Raw genomic sequence first — 21,728 nt, forward strand, 5'->3', positions numbered from 1 at the left:
CAAGAAGATGGATTGCCGGGTCAAGCCCGGCAATGACAGTGGAGAGTAGATCAGCCCGACCGCTTCAAGCGGCCGGGCTTTTCGTTTTGGCGGCGACGTCTTCGCTCAGCATCGCGATCGAGGCGAGCGCCGTCGCGGTATGCTTCTCGACACCATCGCTGACGCAGAACACGTCGGCCGCGACAACGGAGACCTGGCGGCCCGGCTTGATCACCCTGGCCCGGCAGATCAGTTTTTCTCCGACCGCCGGCGACAACAGGTTCAGCTTGTACTCCGCCGTCAGCGCCGGCTGGCCGCGCGAGGTGGCGGCCGCGATCGTCGTCGCATTGTCGACCAGGAAGGCGGTGACGCCGCCATGGAAGAAGCCGTGCTGCTGCAACAGCTCCGGCCGGCGCTCCACCGCAATCGTGCAGGTGCCGCGCGTCAGCTCGGACAGCTCGGCACCGACCAAATTCATAAAGCCTTGCCGGCCGACATTGGCGTGGATGCGCTCGGCTAAGGCTGCGAAATCGGGATCTGCTTCGGCTCGCATGAGGCCTCTCCTTATTGTTTGTGAATACGATCGGGCGGCCGCAGCGCGCGGATGGCGCAGGCGATCAGCGTATCGGCCTCACTGCGCGGATCGGCGCGGTCGCGTCCCGAGAGAAAAGCGCGGCAAAACACCTGCGCCGGACCGATCAGCTGGCTCACGAACATCACGGGCATCATCGGCAAAAGCTCGCCGCGCGCAACCAGCGGCCCACGCCAGCGCTCGATGCCTTCGGCAAGCCGCGCATTCTGCGCGCGCTGGGCGTCGCGGACGTCCTCGCTCCATTCGCTGCGCGAGATCTCGAAGAGATAGCGCGCCTCGCGCCGGCTGGTGACGACCCAATCGAGATGGGCGCGGACCAGACGATCGATGCCCTGCTCGGCATCGGGCACGGGATCGAGCGCGGCCAGCATCGCGGCGTGATAGTGCCGCAGCACCTCCAGGAACAGCGCGCCCGCGAGTTCCTTCTTCGAGCCGAAGACATGAAAGAAGCTGCCGTTGGAGGCCCGCGCCCGGGCGCGGATTGCGGCCACCGTCGCACCTTCGAAGCCGACGCGGTCGAACACCGCAAGCCCCGCCGCCAACAGGTCGTCACGCACGCCGGATGACATGGTCGCCTCCTAGAGCCTAACTCTAGAGTGACACTTTAGCGACGGTCAAGACGAGATGGAGGCCGCGACGCGCGCGACCTCCATGGATCGATCAGGATGACTGCTTAGCGCGAGATCGGCGGAGCCGGTGGACCGGACGACTCGGCCGGCGCCGGCGGCGGCGCTGCGGCGGTTGGAGGCGGCGCGGGCTCCTGCGGCTTGGCTGCCGGTTCGGAGCTGCCATTGGTGGCGGGCTCGGCCGACGTGGGAGCCGCGGCTTCGGTCGGCTTGGGCGCGGCCGGTTCGGCCGGTTTTGCGGCGGGGGCCGGTGTCACGGCCGGCACCGGATCCGGCCGCAACGCCGGAGCCTCGCTACCGCTCGGCTCGACCTTGGCGCTCTCCGGCTTGGGCTCGGCAGGCTTCTCGGTCGCCTTGCCGCCGTCGGGCTTGGACTCGTCGCGACCGGAATCGACCTTCGCGCTGTCGCTCTTCGGTTCGGCTTTGGGTTCACCCTTCCTGTCGCCGGCCGCCGGTGCAGCCGCATCCTCGGTCTCCGGCTTGCCGCGCTTGCTCAGCCGCTTGGCCTTGCGGCCCTCGGGCGATTGTTCGACCTGGCCTTCGGGCTTTGCGCCTTCCTTGGCGCCTTCCTCGCTCGGTCGCGCGACGCGCTTCTGACGGCCCTCGGGCGCAGGAGCTGCGCCCTCCCCCTCCGGCTTGGCAGCCTCCTGCGAACGCGAGCGACGGCCCTGATGCTCAGGGGACTGCGCCGGGTTGGTGCTGGCTTCCTTCTCCTTGGCGCCGTCCTTCTTGTCCTTGCCGTCCTTGGCCTGGTAGCGGGTGTCGGTGGCGCCGTTGGAGACGAGATAGGAGGCGAGCACGCCGGCCATGTCGGAGCTCGTCGTATAATGCTGACGCAGGAAACCCGGCAGCGATCCCGGGGCAACCGTTTTCAACAAACCGCGCGGGCTCTTGTGGCAGGCATTGCAGGTTTGCGCGAAAAGCTGGGATGGGGCCTTGCCGGCCTCGAGGTTCGTCGCCTGCGCAAGAACGGTATCGGTCGCGCCGAAGCCGATCAGAAGCAATACCGTCGCGAGGCTGAGCGCTCGGCTCGACATTCCCATTATCTCCTTTGAATTCCGCGAATGCAGCCGGCATTCCGGCGCGGCGGGGTCACCTTTTAGCGGATTGAGCCGCGAATGGAAGCAGGCTCCGCGCGCGAGGATGTGATTACGCGTTTTTCGAATATCGGCTTTGATCACAGCGCAATAGCAGGTTCTGAACACGTTGCCTAAATTTACATGCAGGCGCATGGGAACTGCTCAGGTCCCCTCCGCGTCTGATGTGAATGCCGGGTTAGTCGCATCTTTTCGGGTTCGCTCGGGAGGTGAAGCTTCGATGGACCGCTTGTTGCGTAGATACTTGTCGCAATTCATCCGCCACGGCTCGATGACGGTGACGGCCGCAGGTGGGACGAGGTTCACCGTTGGCGATGGCGCAGGCCCGCCGGTAGAAGTCCGCTTCGTGACCGCGGACGCACAGCGCAAGGTTCTCATCAATCCCGAGCTCGGGCTTGGCGAGGCCTATATGGACGGCGAGTTCGTCGTCGAACATGGCACCATTGCTGATGCCCTCGCGGTCCTGCTCGATCAACCCGACCTATTGCCGCAGTGGGCAAAACCCTGGTGGCACCTGCGCTATCTCACGCGGCACCTGAAGCAGTTCAATCCGCGCTCGCGCTCCCGCAGCAATGTCGCACACCACTACGATCTCAACGCAAGGCTCTATTCGCTCTTCCTCGATGCCGACAAGCAATACAGCTGCGCCTATTTCGAGACGCCCGAAGCCACGCTCGATGACGCCCAACTCGCCAAGAAGCGGCACATCGCCGCAAAGCTGCTGGTCAAAGGCGGCCAGCGGGTGCTCGACATCGGCTCGGGCTGGGGCGGGCTCGGACTATATCTCGCCGAGATCGCTGGCGCCGATGTCACCGGCGTCACGTTGTCGACCGAGCAGCTGCAGATCGCCAATGCGCGCGCGGCCGAAAAGGGCCTGAAAGGGTCGGCGAAATTCCTGCTCCAGGACTATCGCGACATCGATGGGCCGTTCGACCGCATCGTCTCGGTCGGCATGTTCGAGCATCTTGGGGTCCGCTTCTACGACACCTTCTTCCAGCGCTGTGCCGAGCTCCTGAGTGACGATGGCGTCATGCTGCTGCACTCGATCGGCCGTTCGCAGGGCCCGGACTCGACCAATCCGTGGATTGCGAAATACATCTTCCCCGGCGGCTACATCCCCGCCCTGTCAGAGGTGCTGCCGGCGATCGAGCGCGCCGGCCTGCTGGTCTGCGACATCGAGATCCTACGCCTGCACTATGCCGAGACGCTGAAGGCCTGGCGGGAGCGCTTCATGGCGCGGCGCGAGGAGGCCGTACAGCTCTACGACGAGCGCTTCGCGCGGATGTGGGAATTCTATCTGGCGGYCTGCGAGATGACGTTCCGCAAGCAGCACATGATGAACTTCCAGATCCAGCTGACCAAACGTCAGGGCGTGGTGCCGATGGTCCGCGACTACATGGCGCAGGAGGAAGCCCGGCTCCGGGCCCTCGAAGGTGGCGCCGAGCCCAGGCTGAAGCTGGCTGGTGAATAAGTCCTAATGGCGCAGGGTCGACATCCGCGAAAGCCGCGAAGAGGCCGTTAACGCCAGTTGCGTCCGCAGTTCCGCCAGAATTTCGGGTGCAACCGGCAGGCGCCGCACGTCGGGCCGCGCAGCCTGTTCCATGGCGGCGATCAGCCCCGACAGCCAAAGCCGGCTGCCTGCCTCGCTTCGCCAATTCTGGGGCTGCCGTTCTGGCCGCATCGGTTGCCTCGTCTCCCCGTTTGGCAGGGCTGGGGGACAATCCCCTTCCCGCCTCCCTGTTCCGGCCATACCCCCGAAAGAATCCGGGGAGATGTGATCTGCTTCACATAAGTCTCGTCGGCCCTGCCTTAGACCGTCGCCATGAGCAAAGAGACCCGAACCTCATTCGACCTGCAGGACGACCTCCGCACCGATTATGCGCTGATCGCCACCGGCGTCGGCGCGGCCCTGGTTGCGCTGGTCTACCTCCTGCTGGTCTGAACCCGAGCCAAAGCGGCCAGCGCGCCCGATTGCGCGCGCCTGTGGGTAGGTCGGCACGCCGACACATAAGGTTCACCCCATCCGGATTTTCCCGTGGCTGCGACGGCCGGCACAAGGTCCCGGCGAATTCCGCGAAAATCCGTCAAGCGCCGGGCATGCTGCGGCTGCTAATCATCCACCATTTTAACAGAGCGGTTGATAGCGACGAGCTTTCGCTTCCGCTTCCGCCGCAGTCGGCGCTTTATCGCCGCCCCGCATCCGCCCAAAAAGTTGTTAAGCACGTCTGACCATGGCCCTGACTGATTCGAACGTTCTCAAGCTCGCGCCCGATGCAGGAACTCCGGCTTACCGGAGCGCGCCGCACAATATCGAGGCGGAACAAAGCCTTTTGGGCGCGATCCTGGTCAACAACGATGCCTTTTACCGCGTCTCCGACTTCCTGGAGGCGAAGCACTTCTTCGAGCCGCTGCACCAGACGATTTTCGAGACCGCCAGCAGCCTGATCCGGATGGGCAAGATCGCCACGCCCGTCACGCTGAAGACGTTCCTGCCCGCCGACACCGACGTCGGCGGCATGACCATTGGGCAATATCTGGCGCGGCTGGCGGCCGAAGCGACCACCATCATCAACGCCCAGGACTATGGCCGCACCGTCTACGACCTGTCGTTGCGGCGCGACCTGATCGGCATCGGCGAGGACATGGTCAATGTCGCCTATGACGCCCCGGTCGATTTCCAGCCACGCGCGCAGATCGAGGACGCCGAGCGAAAGCTTTACGAACTCGCCGAATCCGGGCGCTATGACGGTGGCTTCCAAAAATTCTCGCAAGCGTTGGCGGTTGCGGTCGACCTCGCGGCCAAGGCATTCCAGCGCGACGGAAAGCTGTCCGGCATCTCGACGGGCCTGCGCGACCTCGACACCAAGATGGGCGGCCTGCAGCCCTCCGACCTCATCATCGTCGCGGGTCGTCCAGGCATGGGCAAGACCTCGCTTGCGACCAACATCGCCTACAATGTCGCCCAGGCTTACGTCGGCGAACTCCAGGCCGACGGCACCATGAAGGCCGCCAATGGCGGCGTCATTGGCTTCTTCTCCTGCGAAATGTCGGCCGACCAGCTCGCAACACGTATCGTGGCGGAGCGCACCGGCATTCCCTCCTCCCACATCCGCCGCGGCGGCATCTCGGAAGGGGATTTCGAGAAGATCCGCGAGGTTTCGATCGAACTGCAGTCGCTGCCTTTCTATGTCGACGCCACCGGCGGCCTGTCGATCGCGCAGCTGATGGCGCGCGCGCGCCGGCTGAAGCGCCAGAAGGGCCTCGACCTCCTCGTGATCGACTACATCCAGCTGTTGTCGGGCTCGGGCAAGCGGAGCGAAAACCGCGTCCAGGAAATCACGGAGATCACGACCAGCCTGAAAGCGCTAGCCAAGGAGCTCAACGTCCCTGTGATCGCGCTGTCGCAGCTCTCGCGTCAGGTGGAATCGCGCGACGACAAGCGGCCGCAGCTCTCCGACTTGCGTGAATCGGGCTCGATCGAGCAGGACGCCGACGTCGTGCTGTTCGTTTACCGCGAGGAATATTACCTCGCCATGAAGGAGCCGCGCCCGGGTACGCCTGAACACGAGAAGTGGCAGCTTGACATGAGTCTTGCGCACGGAAAGGCCGAAGTCATCATCGGCAAGCAGCGCCACGGCCCGACCGGCACCGTCGATCTGGCCTTTGAAGCCTCGGTCACGCGGTTCGGCGACCTCGCGTCCGACGCTCAATTGCCGGATCGTAGCGGCAACGACTACTGAGTTCCTTGAACCGCGCCGGTCTCTTGCGTAAAACGGCGCCATGACAATGGCGTCCGACCCGAAAATGATCCCGCAAACCGGCCTTCTCTCCGCGGAGGCCAATCAGGCTGCCGCGCTCGCAACCTTCGGCGGCGTGCTCACCGTCGATCTCGACGCTATCATCGCCAATTGGCGCAAGCTCGAGAAGACGGCGGTGCCTGCGGAATGCTCGGCGGTGATCAAGGCCAACGCCTATGGCTGCGGCACCGAGCAGGTCGCACGCGCCCTGAACAAGGCCGGCTGCAGGACCTTCTTCGTCGCCACCATCGAGGAGGCGCGCGCCGCGCGCACGGCGGCGCCGGAGGCCGCGATCTACGTGCTCGGCGGCTACTTCCAGAACACCGGTGAGCACTACGCCAGGATCAACTGCCGGCCGGTGATCGGTGATCTCAACGAGCTCGCCGAATGGGACGTGTTCTGCCGTCGCACCGGCTGGACGGGGGGTGCGGCGATCCACATCGACACCGGCATGAACCGGCTTGGGCTGACGCTTTCGGAAGCGCAGGCCATCATCCCCCGCATCAATGCGGGCGATCACGGCATCACGCTGGTGATGAGCCACCTGGTCTCGGCCGAGCAGCTCAACAGTCCCGTCAACGCCAAGCAGCTCGCGGCCTTCCGCGGCATCGCCAGCGAATTCTCCGGCGTGCCGGCGGCGCTCGCCAATTCATCCGGCATCTTCCTGGGCGCGCCCTTCCAGTTCGATCTGGTGCGGCCGGGTGCGGCGCTCTACGGCGTCAATCCGACACCGGAAGCCGACAATCCGATGCAGCCGGTGGTGGACCTGAAGGCGCGCATCGTGCAGACCCGCAACATCGAGCGCGGCGAGAGCGTCGGCTATGGCGGCACCTGGACGGCGCGACGGCCGACCAAGCTCGCGATCGTCGCGGTCGGCTATGCCGACGGCTATTTCCGTGCCGCCAGCTCCAATGACGGCACCCGCGGCGCCGAGGTGATCGTGGCGGGCAAGCGCTGCCCGGTCGCGGGCCGCGTCTCCATGGACCTGATCGCGATCGACATCACCGATCTGCCCCCGAACGCGGCGCGGCGCGGCCACATGGTGACGCTGCTCGGCGACGGCATCACCGTCGACGAGCTCGCGCATCACTTCGGCACCATCGGCTATGAGGTGCTGACCAGCCTCGGCCGCCGCTACGCCCGCGTCTACAAGGGCGGCAATGTGGTGGAGCCGCTGGAGCCGCCGGCTCCCGAAAAAGCGGCCGCGCAGCCGCCCTCCCCGCCACCGGTCGAGCAGCCGGCGAGCCCGCCGCCGCTGCCGGGCTGAGCTGCCAGCTGCTTACTTCTTTTTCCTGCTGTCCAGCGCCGTCTTGCAGGTCGCGCTGAGCTGGTCGCGCTTGCCGTTCAGGCAGGCGAGGATGCCGCCGCCCGGCGCCAGGCCGGCGCAGAATTTATCATAGTCCGCCTTGCACGCGCCGCGCGGATCGGCCGATTGTGCCGGAGCCGCTCCGGAGAACGCGGCAACGACGACGATAGCGGCAAAGTTCAACTTGGACATTGTATCTCCGGTGTCGGAAGGCGAGGAGCCGGTAGCTCTACATGAAGATTGCGACATTCAACATCAACAACATCAACCGCCGCCTGCCCAATCTGCTGGCATGGATGCGCACGGCAAAGCCTGACGTCGTCGCGCTCCAGGAATTGAAGGCAAGTGATGGCGAATTTCCGGCCGCCGCGATCGAGAAAGTCGGCTACGGCGCAGTCTGGCGTGGACAAAAGACCTGGAACGGCGTCGCCATCCTCGCCCGCAACGCCGAGCCGGTGCTGACGCGCGATCGTTTGCCGGGAAAACCTGATGATCTCGAGGCGCGCTACATCGAGGCCGCAGTGCGCGGTGTCATCGTGACCAGCATCTATCTGCCGAACGGCAACCCGCAACCGGGACCGAAGTTCGACTACAAGCTCGACTGGTTCGCGCGGCTGAAGCGCCACGCCCGGACTTTCATCAAGCAGGATCTGCCTGTCGTGCTCGCCGGCGACTACAACGTCGCGCCGACGGAGATCGACATCTATCCGACACGCTCATGGGACAAGGATGCACTGATCCAGCCGAACAGCCGCGCGGCGTTCGCCTCGCTCGTCGGGCAAGGCTGGTGCGACGCGATCCGTGAGCTAAACCCAGACAAGCGCATCTACACCTTCTGGGATTACAAGCGAAACCGCTGGCCGCGCGATGCAGGCCTGCGGCTCGATCATCTCCTGCTCAGCCCTGCCCTGGTCTCGCGCCTGGCCAAGGCCGGCGTCGACAAGACCATCCGCGGCCAGGACGGCGCCAGCGATCACGCGCCGGCGTGGGTGGTCCTGAAATAGCGATGATCTCGTAGGGTGGGTTACGCTGCGCTAATCCACCCTACGGCCGACGCCAGATCAGCGCCCGTAATAGTCCTGCACGGTGTCCCATGCCGCCTTTTGCAGCAGCTGCGTCGTCTCCGTATCCAGTCCCATCGTGTAGGAATTGCCGACCGGCGAACGTCCTGTCAGCGCAGCGAGTGTCACGCAAGTTGCCAGATACGTGCCGGCAGGACTCGGGTGTCGCTTGTCCGGCGCATAGAGATTGAGCTCCGGCTGGAGCTTGCGGACGCGCGCAAACGCGAGGCCCGCAGGGATCACCAGCGCATCATTGGCGTTGCCGGCCAGCGTATAGGCCTCGGCCAATCCTTCCGTCATTTCCGGCTTGTCCGCATAGGCCCAGGACATGAACAGCACCGGGCGCATGTCGTGGGCACGGACAATCTCGCCGTCCTTCTTCGCGAACGTCGCGAACGCATCCTTCAATTGCGGATGGATCGGACACTGGCTGCAATCCATCATCACGACCACGTCGAACTGCTTGCCGGGCTTGTTGAAGACAACGTTGTTCTGCTCGTCGAACGAATAGGCCCCGATTCCGCCCGCCCGCAGCAGATTGTCCATGTCGTGCCAGTCGAGCCCGGAGCCGCCGATCGTGGCCATGGTATTGCGATACGCCGCCTTGTTGGCGGCATCCGCTGCCCGCTCCATGAAGGAGAGATGCCCGGGCATGCCGTTGTTGTAATAGAAGAAGCTGTTGCCGACGAACAGCGCGGCCTTGGGAAAGTCCGGTCCGAGCGTCGTGACCTTCGGCTTGGTCTGCGCCTGCGCATTGAAGCAGGCCGCACCGGCCACAACGACCGCGAGCATCACTCGCGCCAGAAGACGCATCATTGGCTTCCTCCCCTTATTCTCTCTGGGGCTGGAAACAGATCAGCTTTCCCCGACCGCCTCAAGAGGACGGACGTGCACCAGCTATGCGTGCGACTGTGTGCTCACCACAAATTCTTGCCGTCGATCACGTTGACCGGCACCGCGTCGAGGTCGAATTCGTCGAATAGCCGCGCGTTGACCCCGACCTTGGGATTGTCGAAGTCGGGCTTGCCAGTCGACCAGTCCGGCGACTCCGAGTAGGTGCCGCAACCGCAGCTCGCACAGAAATGATGTTTGACGGTGCGGCTGCCCCATAGATAGGTCGCGACGCTTTCCGGTGGCGACAGCAGGCGAAACTGCGCCGGCTTGTAATAGGCCCACAACGCGCCGCGCTTGGCGCAAAGCGAACAGGTGCAGCGCGTCACGTTCGAAGGCGCCTCCGTCACCTCGAATACCGTTTCACCGCAGTGGCAGCTTCCCTCGACCGGCATGACCCCGCTCCCTCAAAAAACGTCAGGAGATGGTCGTAGCCGACCCCTGCTGCCAACATGCTGTCAGCAGCCTCTGCCCATCAAGGAACTCGGTTCGCGGACAACCGCTTGGCGTTCGCGGCAACGTGCTCGCGATAGCGCTGGATGATTGCGGCCGGGGTTGCGCCGGCAAGCAGGCTTGCGGTCGCCTCGAAGGCCGCAGCGATCTTCTCGCTCATCATCAGCATGGCCTCGTGCCCCGCGGCCTCGTCGCCATGGCTGAGCTTCTCGCAGCGCAGCCGCACCACTTCGCTGGCTTCGACCGCGAGCATCGTGCCCGCGTACCAGGGAAAGCCGTTGTCGGATCCGCCGAGCACCGCATGGCGGTCGAGGGCGGAGAAGGAATGGTGATCGGGCATCGCAGACCTCAAATTCTTTGAGCGAACGCTCCGATCAATACGCTTCAAATTCTAAGGATCCGGCCGGCGAGCGGATCGGATTGCCGGCGCCGGCGACACCACCGATTAACCAAGCCCCTTGCTTGGACGCCGCGGCGGCGATCGGCCTCGATCGCTTCGCTCGCCGGGACGACACCGGATGTGTGGTAACTGCATTCGCCGACAACGCCTGCTCCGGCTACACTCTCCCGATTCCCGGAGCCCTGCCCTTGGCCTTTCTCTTCGTCCTCAGCGTCGGCCTGATCGCCGGCACCATCTCCGGCATCGTCGGCACGGGATCGTCGATCATGCTGATGCCGGTGCTGGTCTATGCCTATGGGCCAAAGGAGGCCGTGCCGATCATGGCCGTGGCCTCCGTGATGGCGAATTTTTCGCGGATCTTGGCCTGGTGGCGCGAGGTCGACTGGCGGGCCTGCGCGGCCTATTCGGTCACGGGGATTCCAGCCGCAGCACTCGGCGCGCGCACGCTGCTGGCGCTGCCCTCGCACGCGGTCGATCTCGCCATCGGCACCTTCCTGATCGCGATGGTGCCGGTGCGGCACTGGCTGGCGCGGCACGATCTCAAGGCCAACCTCTGGCATCTCGCCATTGGCGGAGCGGTGATCGGCTATCTCACCGGCATCGTGGTCTCGACCGGCCCGCTCAGCGTGCCGCTGTTCCTGTTCTACGGCCTGAGCAAAGGCGCCTTCCTCGCGACCGAGGCAGCCGCCTCGCTCGGCCTCTACGTCGCGAAATCCGTGACATTCGAACGTTTCGGCGCGCTGACGCAGGATGTCTTCATCAAGGGCCTGATCGCGGGGTCTTCGCTGATGGCAGGCGCCTTCCTCGCAAAACGCTTCGTGCTGCGCCTGAAGGCGGATGTGTTCCGACTGGTGATGGATGCCATCATGGTGGCGGCGGGTCTCTCCATGCTATGGAATGCCACGCAATCCCCCTGACAACCGATTCACCTCCCATGGCCAAGAACACGCTTTCCTTCGTCTGCCAGAACTGCGGCGCGGCCTATAACCGCTGGCAGGGCAAGTGCGAGTCTTGCGGCGAGTGGAATACGCTCGCCGAGGAGGACACGACCGGCAGCGTTCCGGTGTCGATCCGCTCCAAGCGCAAGGGACGGACGTTTGCGCTGGAGAGCCTGTCGGGAAAAACCCAGGACGCACCGCGCCTGTCCTCCGGCATGACCGAGCTCGACCGCGTCACCGGCGGCGGCTTTGTCCGCGGCTCGGTGCTGCTCGTCGGCGGCGATCCCGGCATCGGCAAGTCGACGCTGCTGACGCAGGCGACCAGCCTGCTCGCGCGCGCCGGGCACCGCGTCGTCTACATTTCCGGCGAAGAGGCGGTCGCGCAGGTTCGGCTGCGCGCCGAACGGCTCGGCTTGTCGGATGCGCCGGTGCAGCTCGCGGCCGAGACGTCGGTGGAAGACATCGTCTCGACGCTGTCGGAAGGCGCGGTCCCCCGGCTGATCGTGATCGACTCGATCCAGACGATGTGGACCGACACGGTGGAATCCGCACCCGGCACGGTGACGCAGGTGCGCGCCTCGGCGCAGGCCCTGATCCGTTTCGCCAAGAAGACAGGTGCGGCCATCATCCTGGTCGGGCACGTCACCAAGGACGGCCAGATCGCAGGCCCCCGCGTGGTCGAGCACATGGTCGATGCCGTGCTGTCCTTCGAGGGCGAAGGCTCGCAGCAATTCCGCATCCTGCGCGCCGTCAAGAACCGTTTCGGACCCACCGACGAGATCGGCGTGTTCGAGATGACAGGCCTCGGCCTGCGCGAGGTCACCAACCCATCCGAGCTGTTCCTGTCCGAGCGCGATCTGGGCACGCCCGGTACCGCGGTGTTCGCAGGAATCGAGGGCACCCGGCCGGTCCTGGTCGAATTGCAGGCGCTGGTAGCCCCGACCTCGCTCGGCACCCCGCGCCGGGCCGTGGTCGGCTGGGACCCGAGCCGGTTGTCGATGGTGCTCGCAGTGCTGGAGGCCCATTGCGGGGTCAAGCTGTCCGGCCACGACGTCTATCTGAACGTCGCAGGCGGCCTGCGCATCCACGAACCCGCCGCCGATCTCGCCGCCGCGGCCGCGCTGGTGTCCTCGCTGGTTAATGCGCAGTTACCGACCGATGCGGTCTATTTCGGCGAGATATCGCTCTCCGGCGTGGTCCGCCCGGTGGCGCAGACCCCGGCCCGGCTGAAGGAAGCGGCAAAACTCGGCTTCCAGCGCGCCGTGCTGCCCGAATCGGCCCGGGGCGAAGCCGGCGGCGACGCCGGACTCTCGCTCAACGCGGTCAACAGCCTGACGACCCTGGTGGCGGAAATCGCCGCGCGTGGCTCCCGCAGGGGCGAATCGAGCGCACCGCCGGAGAAAAATGCCACACCAGCAAGATTCCGCCGTGGAGAGGGTTAGCCGGAGGTGACGTTCCCCGCCCCCGCCGCTATACAGCCGTCACAAAAGCAGTACGGGATTGCGTGGTTGCGGCCTTGCCGGGAGCGCCGTCTGCCCCTCAGTTAGGGCGGCGGCCAAACACCGATTCGCTGAGCACCTTTGAGAGTACGAGCGGACCAGACCAGCCGATGCCCATTACACTTCTCGACCTGATCCTGCTCGGTGTGATGCTGATCTCGGGCCTGCTCGCGATGGTCCGGGGCTTTATGCGCGAAATCCTGTCGATCGCGGCCTGGGGCGCGGCGGCGATCGTGACGCTATATTCGTTCTCCAAGCTGCTTCCGACCGCAAAAACCTACTTCAACAACGACACCGTCGCGAGCGTGGTCGTGGTCGCCGGCGTGTTCATCGGCACTCTGGTCGTGGTCTCCGTGATCACGGTCCGAATCTCCGACATGATCCTGGATTCGCGGATCGGCGCGCTGGACCGCACCCTCGGCTTCCTGTTCGGGCTGGCTCGCGGGCTTTTGATCGTCGTGGTCGCCTTCCTGTTCTTCACCTGGCTGGTGCCGGACAAGCAACGTCCGGACTGGGTCGCGGGGGCCAAATCCCGCGTGGTGCTCCAGGGAACCGGGGATTGGCTGATGTCCCTCTTGCCGGACGACCCCGAGAACACCATCTTGAAGAGATTCAAGAAAAACAAACCAGATGATGAGCAAGCTGATTCCGAGCAGCAGCCTTCGGGCAGTGGCGACGGATACAGCAAACCGGCTCGTGACAGCCTGAAAAAGCTGATCGAGAAACCTGCGGCGCGTTGATTTAGCCCTAGAGAGAGGCGCGGACGAGATGCGAAACCCTGACCAGGACGCCCAGCTTGATCTCGATCCAAAGGCCGGTTTAGGCCCGGCCGCGCTAGAGCTTCAGGACGACCTGGAGGGCGATACGCTGCGCGAGGAATGCGGCGTCTTCGGCGTCTACGGACACCCTGACGCGGCCGCCATCACCGCACTCGGCCTCCACGCCCTTCAGCACCGCGGCCAGGAAGCCGCCGGCATCGTCTCCTACGACGGTTCCCGCTTTCATTCCGAACGCCGCCTCGGCCTCGTCGGCGACACCTTCTCCCGCCGCGAGGTGATCGACCGCCTGCCCGGCAATATGGCGGTCGGCCATGTCCGCTATTCCACCACCGGCGCCACCATCCTGCGCAACGTGCAGCCGCTGTTCGCCGAGCTCAATGCCGGCGGCCTCGCGGTCGCCCACAACGGCAATCTCACCAACGGCCTGACGCTGCGCCGCGAGCTCGTGAAGAACGGCGCCATGATGCAGTCGACCACCGACACCGAGGTGATCCTGCACCTGGTCGCACGCTCGAGGCGCAGCCGCTTCATCGAGCGCTATGTCGACGCGCTGCGCGAGATCGAAGGCGCCTATGCGCTGGTCTCGCTGACCAACAAGAAGCTGGTCGGCGCGCGCGATCCGCGCGGCATCCGCCCGCTGGTGCTTGGCGACCTCGACGGCTGCCCGATCCTGACCTCGGAGACCTGCGCCCTCGACATCATCGGCGCGCGCTTCGTCCGCGACATCGAGCCGGGCGAAGTCATCGTGTTCGACGAGAACGGCATGGACATCCACAAGCCGTTCCCGCCGATGGCGCCGCGCCCCTGCATCTTCGAATACATCTATTTCTCCCGCCCGGATTCCATCGTCCACGGCCGCTCGGTCTATGAGGTGCGCAAGGCCTTCGGCGCGCAGCTCGCGCGCGAGAGCCATGTCCCGGTCGACGTCGTCGTGCCGGTGCCCGATTCCGGCGTGCCCGCCGCGGTCGGCTACAGCCAGCATTCCGGCGTGCCGTTCGAGCTCGGCATCATCCGCAACCACTATGTCGGACGCACCTTCATTCAGCCGACGCAGGCGATCCGCGAGTCCGGCGTGCGCATGAAGCATTCGGCCAACCGCGCCGCGATCGAGGGCAAGCGGATCATCCTGATCGACGACTCGCTGGTGCGCGGCACCACCTCGAAGAAGATCGTGCGCATGATGCGCGACGCCGGTGCAACCGAGGTGCACTTCCGTCTCGCCTCGCCGCCGATCCTCTATCCCGACTATTACGGCATCGACCTGCCCGACCGCGGCGGCCTTCTGGCCGCGACGCATTCGCTGGAGGAGATGCGCGAGATCATCGGCGCGGACTCGCTCGCCTTCCTCTCGATCGACGGCATGTACCGCGCCATGGGCGAGCCCGGCCGCGATCCGGCCAATCCGAAATTCTCGGATCACTGCTTCACCGGCGCCTATCCGACCCACCTCACCGACCAGACCCAGGTCGAGCCGCAGCCACGGCAGCTGTCGCTGCTGGCGGAGGCGAGCTGACGCCGAAGGCGTCATCCCGAGGCGGTCCGCAGGACCGAACCCGGGATCTCGAGATTCCGGGTTCGATGCTTCGCATCGCCCCGGAATGACGGTGTTGCAGGGCTTGTCCCGGCCATCCACGCCTGTAAAACCCCCGCCATGACAAAACCCCTCGCCGACCGTATCGCTCTCGTCACCGGCGCCTCCCGCGGTATCGGATTTGCCACGGCAAAGGCCCTGGCCAAGGCCGGTGCGCACATCGTCGCCGTTGCGCGCACGCAGGGCGGGCTGGAGGAACTCGACGACGAGATCCGGAAGGACGGCGGAAGCGCCACGCTGGTGCCGCTCAACCTCACCGATTCCGACGGTATCGCCCGGCTAGGGGCTGGCCTGCACGAGCGCTATGGCAAGCTCGACATCCTCGTCGGCAATGCCGGCGTGCTCGGCCCCTCTTCGCCGGTCGGCCATATCGAGCTCAAGACCTTCAACGACGTGATGGCGGTCAATGTCTCCGCGAACTTCCAGCTGATCCGCTGCATGGAGCCGCTGCTGAAGCAGTCCGACGCCGGCCGCGCCGTGTTCATCACCTCGGGCGCCGCCAACAAGGCGACCGCCTATGTCAGCCCCTACGCCGCCTCCAAGGCCGCGCTGGAAACGCTGGCGCGCGCCTGGGCGCAGGAGACCGCGAACACAAAGCTGCGCGTCAACCTGTTCAACCCCGGCCCGATCCGCACCCGCATGCGCGCGACGCTGATGCCGGGCGAGGACCCGGCGACGCTGGAGACGCCCGAGCAGGTCGCCGAATTCATCGTGCCGATGTGCGCGCCGGCGTGGGCCGAGACCGGCAAGTTCTACGACTACAAGACCCGCACGCTGATGAGCTTCCGCTCGCCGGCCTGATTGACTCAAATGCCTCCCCGCGATTGACTGCCCGCGCTCAAGCGGCAGCAAGCCGCAAGCCAAAAAGGGAGGTTGCCATGGCGCCATGGCATGATCGCGCAGGCTTCGGCCATGCGCTCGCAAAAGTCTCTCACGCCTTCTCCATCCTGATCGCAGCCATCGCATTCGCACTGCCGGGTGTGGCGACCGCCGGCGACGTGCCAACCTTCGCCGTCGATCCCTCCTGGCCAAAGCCGCTGCCGAACAACTGGATCCTCGGCCAGGTCGGCGGCATCACCGTCGACTGGCAGGGTCACATCTGGATAATCCATCGCCCGCGCTCGCTCACCGACGACGAGAAAGGCGCGAGCCTCAATCCGCCGCGCTCCAAATGCTGCGTGTCGGCGCCGCCCGTGCTCGAGTTCGACACCGACGGCAATTTGCTGCGATCCTGGGGCGGTCCGGGCGAAGGCTATGAATGGGTCGGCCGCGAGCACGGCATCGAGGTCGACGAACGCGGCTTCGTCTGGGTCGGCGGCAATGCCGACAACGACAACGCCATTCTGAAGTTCACGCTCGACGGCAAGTTCGTCGCCCAGATCGGCAAGATCGCGCCGAGCCTCGGCAGCAACGACACGACCCAGCTCGGCAAGCCTGCCGAGACCGCGCTCGACAAGGAGGCCAACGAAATCTACGTCGCCGACGGCTATGGCAACCGCCGCGTCATCGTGTTCGATGCGACGACGCTCGCCTACAAGCGCCACTGGGGCGCCTATGGCAACGAGCCGAACGACGACAAGCAGGCGGCCTATGATCCCAAGGCCCCGGTTGCCCAACAATTCGGCAATCCCGTTCACTGCGTCAAAATAGCCAATGACGGTCTGGTTTACGTCTGCGACCGGATCAACGATCGCATCCAGGTCTTCAGGAAGGACGGCACTTTCGTGACAGAGTGGTTCTACGAGAAGAACACGCTCGGAAACGGTGCGGTCTGGGACATCGCGATCTGGCCCGATGCGAAGCAGACCTATCTCCTCAGCGCCGACGGGGAAAACAACGAAATCAGGGTGTTAAAGCGCCAGGACGGCAGCGTGGCCGGCAGCTTCGGCCGCAGCGGCCGCAATGCCGGGCAATTCCACTGGGTCCATGCAATTGCGATCGACGCCAAAGGTAACGTCTATACCGCGGAGGTCGACAATGCGAAGCGCATCCAGAAGTTCAAGCTGACCTCCAACGCCCTACCTTAAGCGCATTGCAGCAAGCCTGGAGACAGGATATCGAAAACGGCAAGATCGTGACCGATCGCGCCGAGGTCAAAAGCCCCCGTCCAAGAGGGTCGTCCGCGGCATCACCAATTGGAGGGAATACAATGAAGACTGCTCGCGCGTGGCGCTACGCCGCGCTGTTGACCTGTGCCGGCCTCGGCTTTGCCAGCTCGGCCTCTGCCCAAGACAAGACCGTCAAGATCGGCGTGTTGAACGACATGTCGAGCCTCTATGCCGATATCGGCGGCCCGAACTCGGTCGCCGCGGTGAAAATGGCGGTCGAGGATTCCGGCCTCAAGGCCAAGGGCTGGACCATCGACGTCCTCTCGGGTGATCACCAGAACAAGCCCGACATCGGCGTCAACATTGCGCGGCAATGGATCGATGCCGAAAAGGTGGACGCCATCGCCGACACGCCGAGCTCCGGCGTTGCGCTCGCGGTGAGCAACCTCGTCAAGGATAAGAATTCGGTGCTGCTCAATTCGGGCGCCGCCACGGCCGACCTCACCGGCAAGGCCTGCACGCCCAACACCGTCTCCTTCACCTATGACACCTACATGCTCGCCAACGGCACCGGCAAGGCCCTGACGAAAGCAGGCGGCGACAGCTGGTTCTTCCTGACCGCGGACTACGCCTTCGGCCACGCGCTGGAGCGCGACACCAGCGCCGTCGTCACGGCCACCGGCGGCAAGGTGCTCGGCGGCGTCAAGCATCCGCTCAACTCGTCCGACTTCTCGTCCTTCCTGCTGCAGGCGCAGTCCTCGAAGGCCAAGGTCATCGGCCTTGCGAACGCCGGCGGCGACACCACCAACGCGATCAAGCAGGCATCCGAATTCGGCATCGTGGCGGGCGGCCAGAAGCTCGCGGCGCTCCTGCTGTTCATCAACGACGTGCACTCGCTCGGCTTGAAAACCGCGCAGGGCCTGACCTTCACCGAGTCCTTCTATTGGGATCTCAACGACCAGACCCGCGAATGGTCGAAGCGCTTCCAGAAAGTGTCGCCCAAGGGGTCGATGCCCTCGATGACGGTGGCGGGCCTCTACGCGGAAATCCTGCACTACCTGAAGGCAATGGAAGCGCTCGGCAGCAATCCGCATGACGGCGCCAAGGTCGTCGCCAAGATGAAGGAGCTGCCGACCGACGATCCGCTGTTCGGCAAGGGACCCCTGCGTGCCGACGGCCGCCGCCTGATTCCGGCTTATCTGTTCGAGGTGAAGAAGCCGGAAGAATCGAAGGGCCCGTGGGACTACTACAAGCTGGTGGCCACCATCGCGCCGGAAGACGCCGCCAAGCCGCTCGAAGCCAGCGACTGCCCGCTGGTGAAGAAGTAAGACGCTGCCGTAGGGTGGGCAAAGGCGCGAAAGCGCCGTGCCCACCATCTCTCCGCGGCCGGGAAGAAACGGTGGGCACGCCTCGGTTTGCCCACCCGACTACGAAGCCGTTTTCGTCGCGGCCAGCGTTCTCATCGCGATGGCCACGCACACCACCATGAGCACTCCCGCGAGCAGGAACGGCGCACCGGGCAGATGCCACGGCGCGCTGGCGCCGATGAAGTATGAAAACGTCAACGTGAACAGGAACGGCCCGACGAGCTGCGACACGCTCTGCACGCTCGCAGTCGCGCCCTGCAACTGGCCCTGCTGATCGGGCGCGACCAGCCGCGTCATCAGCGATTGCATCGCGGCGCCCGAGATACCCCACAGCGACATCACGGGAATGCCGAGCCAGAACAGCGGTCCGGTCGGCGCACTGCCGAAGATCATGAAGCCGATGGCCCCACAGCACAGGCCGAGCAGCAGCGCATTGCGCTCGCCAAGCACGCGCACGATCGGGCCGATGGCAAGCCCCTGCACCACCATGGCGCAGATGCCGACCATCGCGAGCGTCAGTCCGACCGTCTTGGAATCCCAGCCATAGCGGTAGGTCGCATAGAGCACGAAGGTCGACGGCAGCACGACGTGCGCGACCTGCGCGATGAAGTTGACGACCGACAACGCGGCCAGCACCGCGTTGGAACGCAGCAGGTGCAGCGCCCCGATCGGATTGGCGCTCCGCCAGCGGAACGGCGCGCGCTTCTCCGGCGCGAGCGATTCCGGCAGGACCAACAGGCCGTAGAGCGCATTGGCGAAGCTTAGGACCGCCGATGCCCAGAACGGCAGCCGCGGATCGATGTCGCCGAGCAAACCGCCCAGCGCCGGGCCCAGGATAAAACCGGCGCCGAAGGCCGCGCCGATCCGGCCGAACACCGCCGCACGCCGTTCCGGCGGCGTGATATCGGCGATATAGGCGAACGCCGTCGAGATACTGGCCGAGGTGATGCCGGAGATCACGCGGCCGACGAACAGCCAGACCAGCGACGGCGCGAGCGCCATCAGAACGTAGTCGGCGGCGAGCCCGAAGTTCGACAGCAGCACCACCGGCCGCCGTCCGAAACGATCCGACAGCGCCCCCAGGAGCGGCGAGAACACGAACTGCATCAGCGCCCAGGCGGTGCCGAACAGCCCGAAAATCCGGGCCGCATGCGCGGTGTCGTTGCCGACAAAGCTCTCGATCAGTTTCGGCAGGATCGGCATGATCACGCCGAGTGCGAGCATGTCGAGCAGGATGGTGACGAAGATGAAGGCGACCGCACCGCGCCGGACGGGCGCAGCGCCTTGCGCTATCGCCTGGCCTGCGCCGTCACTCACGACAACCGCTTGCGCTTGTGGGCGAACGGATTGGCCTTCTCACGCAAGGTGATGCGCACCGGCGTGCCCGGCAGATCGAAGGCCTCACGCAGCGAATTGGTGAGGTAGCGCAAATACGACTGCGGCACCGCGTCCGCGCGCGAGCAGAACAACACGAAGCTCGGCGGGCGGGCTTTGGTCTGCGTGATGTAGTTGAGCTTGAGCCGGCGGCCCGACACGGCGGGCGGCGGATTGGCCTGGACCGCCTCCTCGAACCAGCGGTTCAGCGCCGATGTCGACACCCGCCTGTTCCATAGTGCGTAGGCGTCCTGAATCGCCTGCATCAGGCGATTGATGCCCTCGCCCATCAGGCCGGAGACCGCGACGATCGGCACGCCCTTGATCTGCGGGAGCAAGTGGTCGGCATCCCGGCGCAGGCCGGAGATGGCACCGCCACCCTTGCTCTCCATCAGGTCCCATTTGTTGACGGCGAGCACGACCGCGCGGCCTTCGCGCTCGATCAGGTCGGCAATGCGCAGGTCCTGCTCCTCGAAGCGGTTCTGCGCATCCATCATCATCACGACGACTTCGGCAAATCGCACCGCGCGCAGCGCATCCGCGACCGAGAGCTTTTCGAGCTTCTCCTCGATGCGCGACCTTCGGCGCAGGCCGGCAGTGTCGAACACGCGAAACTCGCGGCCCTTCCAGTTGAGCTCGACCGCGATGGAATCGCGCGTGGTGCCAGCCTCGGGGCTGGTCAGCAACCGCTCCTCGCCGAGCAGATGGTTGATGAAGGTCGACTTGCCGGCGTTGGGGCGGCCGACGATGGCGACGCGGATCGGGCGCGTGGCGGCCTCTTCCTCCGTCAGCGGCTCGTCGTCCTCGGCCTCATCCTCATCCACGGGCTCCGGCATCAGTTCGCGGAGGGCGTCATAGAGCTCGCCCATGCCCTCGCCGTGCTCGGCCGAGATCTGGATGGGATCGCCGAGGCCGAGCGCAAAGGCCTCCATCGCGCCGGCATCGCCGTGCTTGCCCTCGCTCTTGTTGGCGACCAGCAGCACCGGCTTGTTGGCTTTGCGGGCAAAATCGGCGAAGGCGCGATCGGTGGGCGTGAGGCCGGCGCGGGCATCGACCACGAAGAACAGCGCATCGGCCTGGGCGGTCGCGGTCTCCGTCTGTTCCTGCATCCGTGCGGTGAGCGAGCCCTTGGCCCCCTCGTCGAGGCCGGCAGTGTCGATGATGATGAATTCGAGATCGCCGAGCCTCGCCTCGCCCTCGCGGCGATCGCGGGTCACGCCGGGCAGGTCATCGACGAGCGCGAGCTTCTGTCCGACCAGGCGGTTGAACAGCGTCGACTTGCCGACATTGGGCCGGCCGATGATGGCGATTGTGAAGGGCATCAGTCATTCGTGCGCTGCCGGAGCCGCGTCTGTCAATGCAGTGAAAAATATCAGCGCGAGAAACTGCCGCTCGGCAGCGGCGCCGGGAAGCCGCCGCCTTGCGATTGCTGCTGCGTGGTCTGGGTCGGTTGCGCCTGCTGGGTCGGCTGATCCGGCGGCGGCGCGGTGGTGCGCTTGCGGACGATCTTCTGCTTGGGCGGCGGAGCGGCCGCGGGCGGCGCAGCTTCAGGCTGGGCCTCGCCGTCGACTTCGCCCGCCGGCGCCTCAGACGGCGCCGCCGCGACGCCGCCGGGCTGCCTGGACTTCTTCCCCTTGGCCGCCTTGGACGATTGAGCCGGCTCGGGCGGCGGCGCCACGGGCGCAGCCGCAACGGCAGCAGCGTTCGGATCCGGCTGTTGCTGCGCGCCCTTGTACATCTCCCGCGGCACGCCCTGCTCGAGGCCCGGCACGCCCTCGGGGAAGACCGGCTTGCGGTCGCCGGGAAGCTTCTTCTTGGTGTCGAGGAAGTCGAGCATGTCGCTTGGATCGAAGCTGGAGCAGCCGCCCAGGACGCCCGTGAAGGCGATCAGGACGGCGGCTGCGATCAAGCGTGGCGTGCGGCGCATATC

The 21,728-nt window shown here is 65.4% G+C and carries 21 protein-coding genes; 11 read left to right on the forward strand and 10 right to left on the reverse strand.

Annotated features, from left to right (window positions below; genetic code table 11):
- Window positions 1-64: 64 nt before the first annotated feature.
- From ACXJMY_RS29690 to ACXJMY_RS29700, 3 genes are all read right to left on the reverse strand, one after another.
- Window positions 65-532, reverse strand: coding sequence for a PaaI family thioesterase (locus tag ACXJMY_RS29690; RefSeq protein WP_456622901.1), 468 nt, complete (start codon window positions 530-532; stop codon window positions 65-67).
- Between the two features lie 11 nt (window positions 533-543).
- Window positions 544-1,140, reverse strand: a complete 597-nt coding sequence (locus ACXJMY_RS29695) for a TetR/AcrR family transcriptional regulator (RefSeq protein WP_456622902.1) — start codon at window positions 1,138-1,140, stop codon at window positions 544-546.
- A gap of 104 nt (window positions 1,141-1,244) precedes the next feature.
- Window positions 1,245-2,234, reverse strand: coding sequence for a hypothetical protein (locus ACXJMY_RS29700; protein ID WP_456622903.1), 990 nt, complete (start codon window positions 2,232-2,234; stop codon window positions 1,245-1,247).
- A gap of 280 nt (window positions 2,235-2,514) precedes the next feature.
- Between ACXJMY_RS29700 and ACXJMY_RS29705 the strand changes: the two genes are divergently transcribed.
- The 3 genes from ACXJMY_RS29705 (at window position 2,515) to alr (ending at window position 7,358) form a co-directional block, all read left to right on the forward strand.
- On the forward strand, window positions 2,515-3,765 hold the full coding sequence (locus ACXJMY_RS29705; protein WP_456622904.1) for a class I SAM-dependent methyltransferase: 1,251 nt from the start codon (window positions 2,515-2,517) through the stop codon (window positions 3,763-3,765).
- 760 nt (window positions 3,766-4,525) lie between these two features.
- A complete protein-coding gene (locus tag ACXJMY_RS29710; RefSeq protein WP_456622905.1) occupies window positions 4,526-6,034 on the forward strand; it encodes a replicative DNA helicase in 1,509 nt (502 codons plus the stop codon).
- Window positions 6,035-6,080: 46 nt separating this feature from the next.
- Complete coding sequence (gene alr, locus ACXJMY_RS29715) at window positions 6,081-7,358, forward strand: alanine racemase (protein WP_456622947.1); 1,278 nt, start codon at window positions 6,081-6,083, stop codon at window positions 7,356-7,358.
- Between the two features lie 12 nt (window positions 7,359-7,370).
- Here the strand turns inward: alr and ACXJMY_RS29720 are convergent, their stop codons facing one another.
- Window positions 7,371-7,589, reverse strand: a complete 219-nt coding sequence (locus tag ACXJMY_RS29720) for a hypothetical protein (RefSeq protein WP_456622906.1) — start codon at window positions 7,587-7,589, stop codon at window positions 7,371-7,373.
- Between the two features lie 41 nt (window positions 7,590-7,630).
- Between ACXJMY_RS29720 and ACXJMY_RS29725 the strand changes: the two genes are divergently transcribed.
- Window positions 7,631-8,401: an exodeoxyribonuclease III gene (locus ACXJMY_RS29725; RefSeq protein WP_456622907.1), complete on the forward strand. Its 771-nt coding sequence runs from the start codon at window positions 7,631-7,633 to the stop codon at window positions 8,399-8,401.
- A 57-nt stretch (window positions 8,402-8,458) separates the two neighbouring features.
- Here the strand turns inward: ACXJMY_RS29725 and ACXJMY_RS29730 are convergent, their stop codons facing one another.
- From ACXJMY_RS29730 to ACXJMY_RS29740, 3 genes are all read right to left on the reverse strand, one after another.
- Entirely contained in the window at window positions 8,459-9,274 is an 816-nt protein-coding gene (locus tag ACXJMY_RS29730) for a hypothetical protein (protein ID WP_456622908.1), read from the reverse strand.
- A gap of 101 nt (window positions 9,275-9,375) precedes the next feature.
- Window positions 9,376-9,744, reverse strand: coding sequence for a GFA family protein (locus tag ACXJMY_RS29735; protein WP_456622909.1), 369 nt, complete (start codon window positions 9,742-9,744; stop codon window positions 9,376-9,378).
- An 80-nt stretch (window positions 9,745-9,824) separates the two neighbouring features.
- Window positions 9,825-10,142: a hypothetical protein gene (locus tag ACXJMY_RS29740; RefSeq protein ID WP_456622910.1), complete on the reverse strand. Its 318-nt coding sequence runs from the start codon at window positions 10,140-10,142 to the stop codon at window positions 9,825-9,827.
- Between the two features lie 248 nt (window positions 10,143-10,390).
- Here ACXJMY_RS29740 and ACXJMY_RS29745 point away from each other — a divergent pair, with 248 nt between their 5' ends.
- The 7 genes from ACXJMY_RS29745 to ACXJMY_RS29775 all read left to right on the forward strand — a co-directional run bounded on the left by ACXJMY_RS29745 (window position 10,391) and on the right by ACXJMY_RS29775 (window position 18,385).
- Window positions 10,391-11,119, forward strand: a complete 729-nt coding sequence (locus tag ACXJMY_RS29745; RefSeq protein ID WP_456622911.1) for a sulfite exporter TauE/SafE family protein — start codon at window positions 10,391-10,393, stop codon at window positions 11,117-11,119.
- 17 nt (window positions 11,120-11,136) lie between these two features.
- Complete coding sequence (gene radA / locus ACXJMY_RS29750; RefSeq protein WP_456622912.1) at window positions 11,137-12,582, forward strand: DNA repair protein RadA; 1,446 nt, start codon at window positions 11,137-11,139, stop codon at window positions 12,580-12,582.
- Window positions 12,583-12,749: 167 nt separating this feature from the next.
- Entirely contained in the window at window positions 12,750-13,379 is a 630-nt protein-coding gene (locus ACXJMY_RS29755) for a CvpA family protein (RefSeq protein ID WP_456622948.1), read from the forward strand.
- A 28-nt stretch (window positions 13,380-13,407) separates the two neighbouring features.
- A complete protein-coding gene (purF, locus tag ACXJMY_RS29760; protein WP_456622913.1) occupies window positions 13,408-14,931 on the forward strand; it encodes an amidophosphoribosyltransferase in 1,524 nt (507 codons plus the stop codon).
- Between the two features lie 138 nt (window positions 14,932-15,069).
- A complete protein-coding gene (locus ACXJMY_RS29765) occupies window positions 15,070-15,810 on the forward strand; it encodes an SDR family NAD(P)-dependent oxidoreductase (protein ID WP_456622914.1) in 741 nt (246 codons plus the stop codon).
- A gap of 77 nt (window positions 15,811-15,887) precedes the next feature.
- Window positions 15,888-17,036 (forward strand): hypothetical protein, encoded by a 1,149-nt coding sequence (locus ACXJMY_RS29770; protein WP_456622915.1) that lies wholly within the window; start codon window positions 15,888-15,890, stop codon window positions 17,034-17,036.
- Window positions 17,037-17,158: 122 nt separating this feature from the next.
- Window positions 17,159-18,385, forward strand: a complete 1,227-nt coding sequence (locus ACXJMY_RS29775; RefSeq protein ID WP_456622916.1) for an ABC transporter substrate-binding protein — start codon at window positions 17,159-17,161, stop codon at window positions 18,383-18,385.
- Between the two features lie 99 nt (window positions 18,386-18,484).
- On the opposite strand, the gene ACXJMY_RS29780 is transcribed toward ACXJMY_RS29775, so the two are convergent.
- Genes ACXJMY_RS29780 through ACXJMY_RS29790 form a run of 3 tightly spaced genes read right to left on the reverse strand, consistent with a single transcriptional unit; the run spans window position 18,485 to window position 21,725 of the window.
- On the reverse strand, window positions 18,485-19,741 hold the full coding sequence (locus ACXJMY_RS29780) for a TCR/Tet family MFS transporter (RefSeq protein WP_456622917.1): 1,257 nt from the start codon (window positions 19,739-19,741) through the stop codon (window positions 18,485-18,487).
- Window positions 19,738-21,120 carry a ribosome biogenesis GTPase Der gene (gene der / locus ACXJMY_RS29785; RefSeq protein WP_456622918.1) on the reverse strand — a complete coding sequence of 461 codons (1,383 nt, stop codon included), beginning with the start codon at window positions 21,118-21,120 and terminating at the stop codon, window positions 19,738-19,740. Before der ends, ACXJMY_RS29780 begins: the two co-directional genes overlap by 4 nt.
- Before the next feature lie 50 nt (window positions 21,121-21,170).
- Window positions 21,171-21,725: a hypothetical protein gene (locus ACXJMY_RS29790; protein ID WP_456622919.1), complete on the reverse strand. Its 555-nt coding sequence runs from the start codon at window positions 21,723-21,725 to the stop codon at window positions 21,171-21,173.
- Window positions 21,726-21,728: the final 3 nt, after the last annotated feature.

Source organism: Bradyrhizobium sp. P5_C12 (assembly GCF_054049735.1).

Bases quoted from the DNA above. Each gene is read 5' to 3' on its own strand.
- ACXJMY_RS29690 (WP_456622901.1), bottom strand. From the start codon at position 532: ATGCGAGCCGAAGCAGATCCCGATTTCGCAGCCTTAGCCGAGCGCATC.
- ACXJMY_RS29695 (WP_456622902.1), bottom strand. From the start codon at position 1,140: ATGTCATCCGGCGTGCGTGACGACCTGTTGGCGGCGGGGCTTGCGGTG.
- ACXJMY_RS29700 (WP_456622903.1), bottom strand. From the start codon at position 2,234: ATGTCGAGCCGAGCGCTCAGCCTCGCGACGGTATTGCTTCTGATCGGC.
- ACXJMY_RS29710 (WP_456622905.1), top strand. From the start codon at position 4,526: ATGGCCCTGACTGATTCGAACGTTCTCAAGCTCGCGCCCGATGCAGGA.
- alr (WP_456622947.1), top strand. From the start codon at position 6,081: ATGGCGTCCGACCCGAAAATGATCCCGCAAACCGGCCTTCTCTCCGCG.
- ACXJMY_RS29720 (WP_456622906.1), bottom strand. From the start codon at position 7,589: ATGTCCAAGTTGAACTTTGCCGCTATCGTCGTCGTTGCCGCGTTCTCC.
- ACXJMY_RS29725 (WP_456622907.1), top strand. From the start codon at position 7,631: ATGAAGATTGCGACATTCAACATCAACAACATCAACCGCCGCCTGCCC.
- ACXJMY_RS29730 (WP_456622908.1), bottom strand. From the start codon at position 9,274: ATGATGCGTCTTCTGGCGCGAGTGATGCTCGCGGTCGTTGTGGCCGGT.
- ACXJMY_RS29735 (WP_456622909.1), bottom strand. From the start codon at position 9,744: ATGCCGGTCGAGGGAAGCTGCCACTGCGGTGAAACGGTATTCGAGGTG.
- ACXJMY_RS29740 (WP_456622910.1), bottom strand. From the start codon at position 10,142: ATGCCCGATCACCATTCCTTCTCCGCCCTCGACCGCCATGCGGTGCTC.
- radA (WP_456622912.1), top strand. From the start codon at position 11,137: ATGGCCAAGAACACGCTTTCCTTCGTCTGCCAGAACTGCGGCGCGGCC.
- ACXJMY_RS29755 (WP_456622948.1), top strand. From the start codon at position 12,750: ATGCCCATTACACTTCTCGACCTGATCCTGCTCGGTGTGATGCTGATC.
- purF (WP_456622913.1), top strand. From the start codon at position 13,408: ATGCGAAACCCTGACCAGGACGCCCAGCTTGATCTCGATCCAAAGGCC.
- ACXJMY_RS29765 (WP_456622914.1), top strand. From the start codon at position 15,070: ATGACAAAACCCCTCGCCGACCGTATCGCTCTCGTCACCGGCGCCTCC.
- ACXJMY_RS29770 (WP_456622915.1), top strand. From the start codon at position 15,888: ATGGCGCCATGGCATGATCGCGCAGGCTTCGGCCATGCGCTCGCAAAA.
- ACXJMY_RS29775 (WP_456622916.1), top strand. From the start codon at position 17,159: ATGAAGACTGCTCGCGCGTGGCGCTACGCCGCGCTGTTGACCTGTGCC.
- der (WP_456622918.1), bottom strand. From the start codon at position 21,120: ATGCCCTTCACAATCGCCATCATCGGCCGGCCCAATGTCGGCAAGTCG.
- ACXJMY_RS29790 (WP_456622919.1), bottom strand. From the start codon at position 21,725: ATGCGCCGCACGCCACGCTTGATCGCAGCCGCCGTCCTGATCGCCTTC.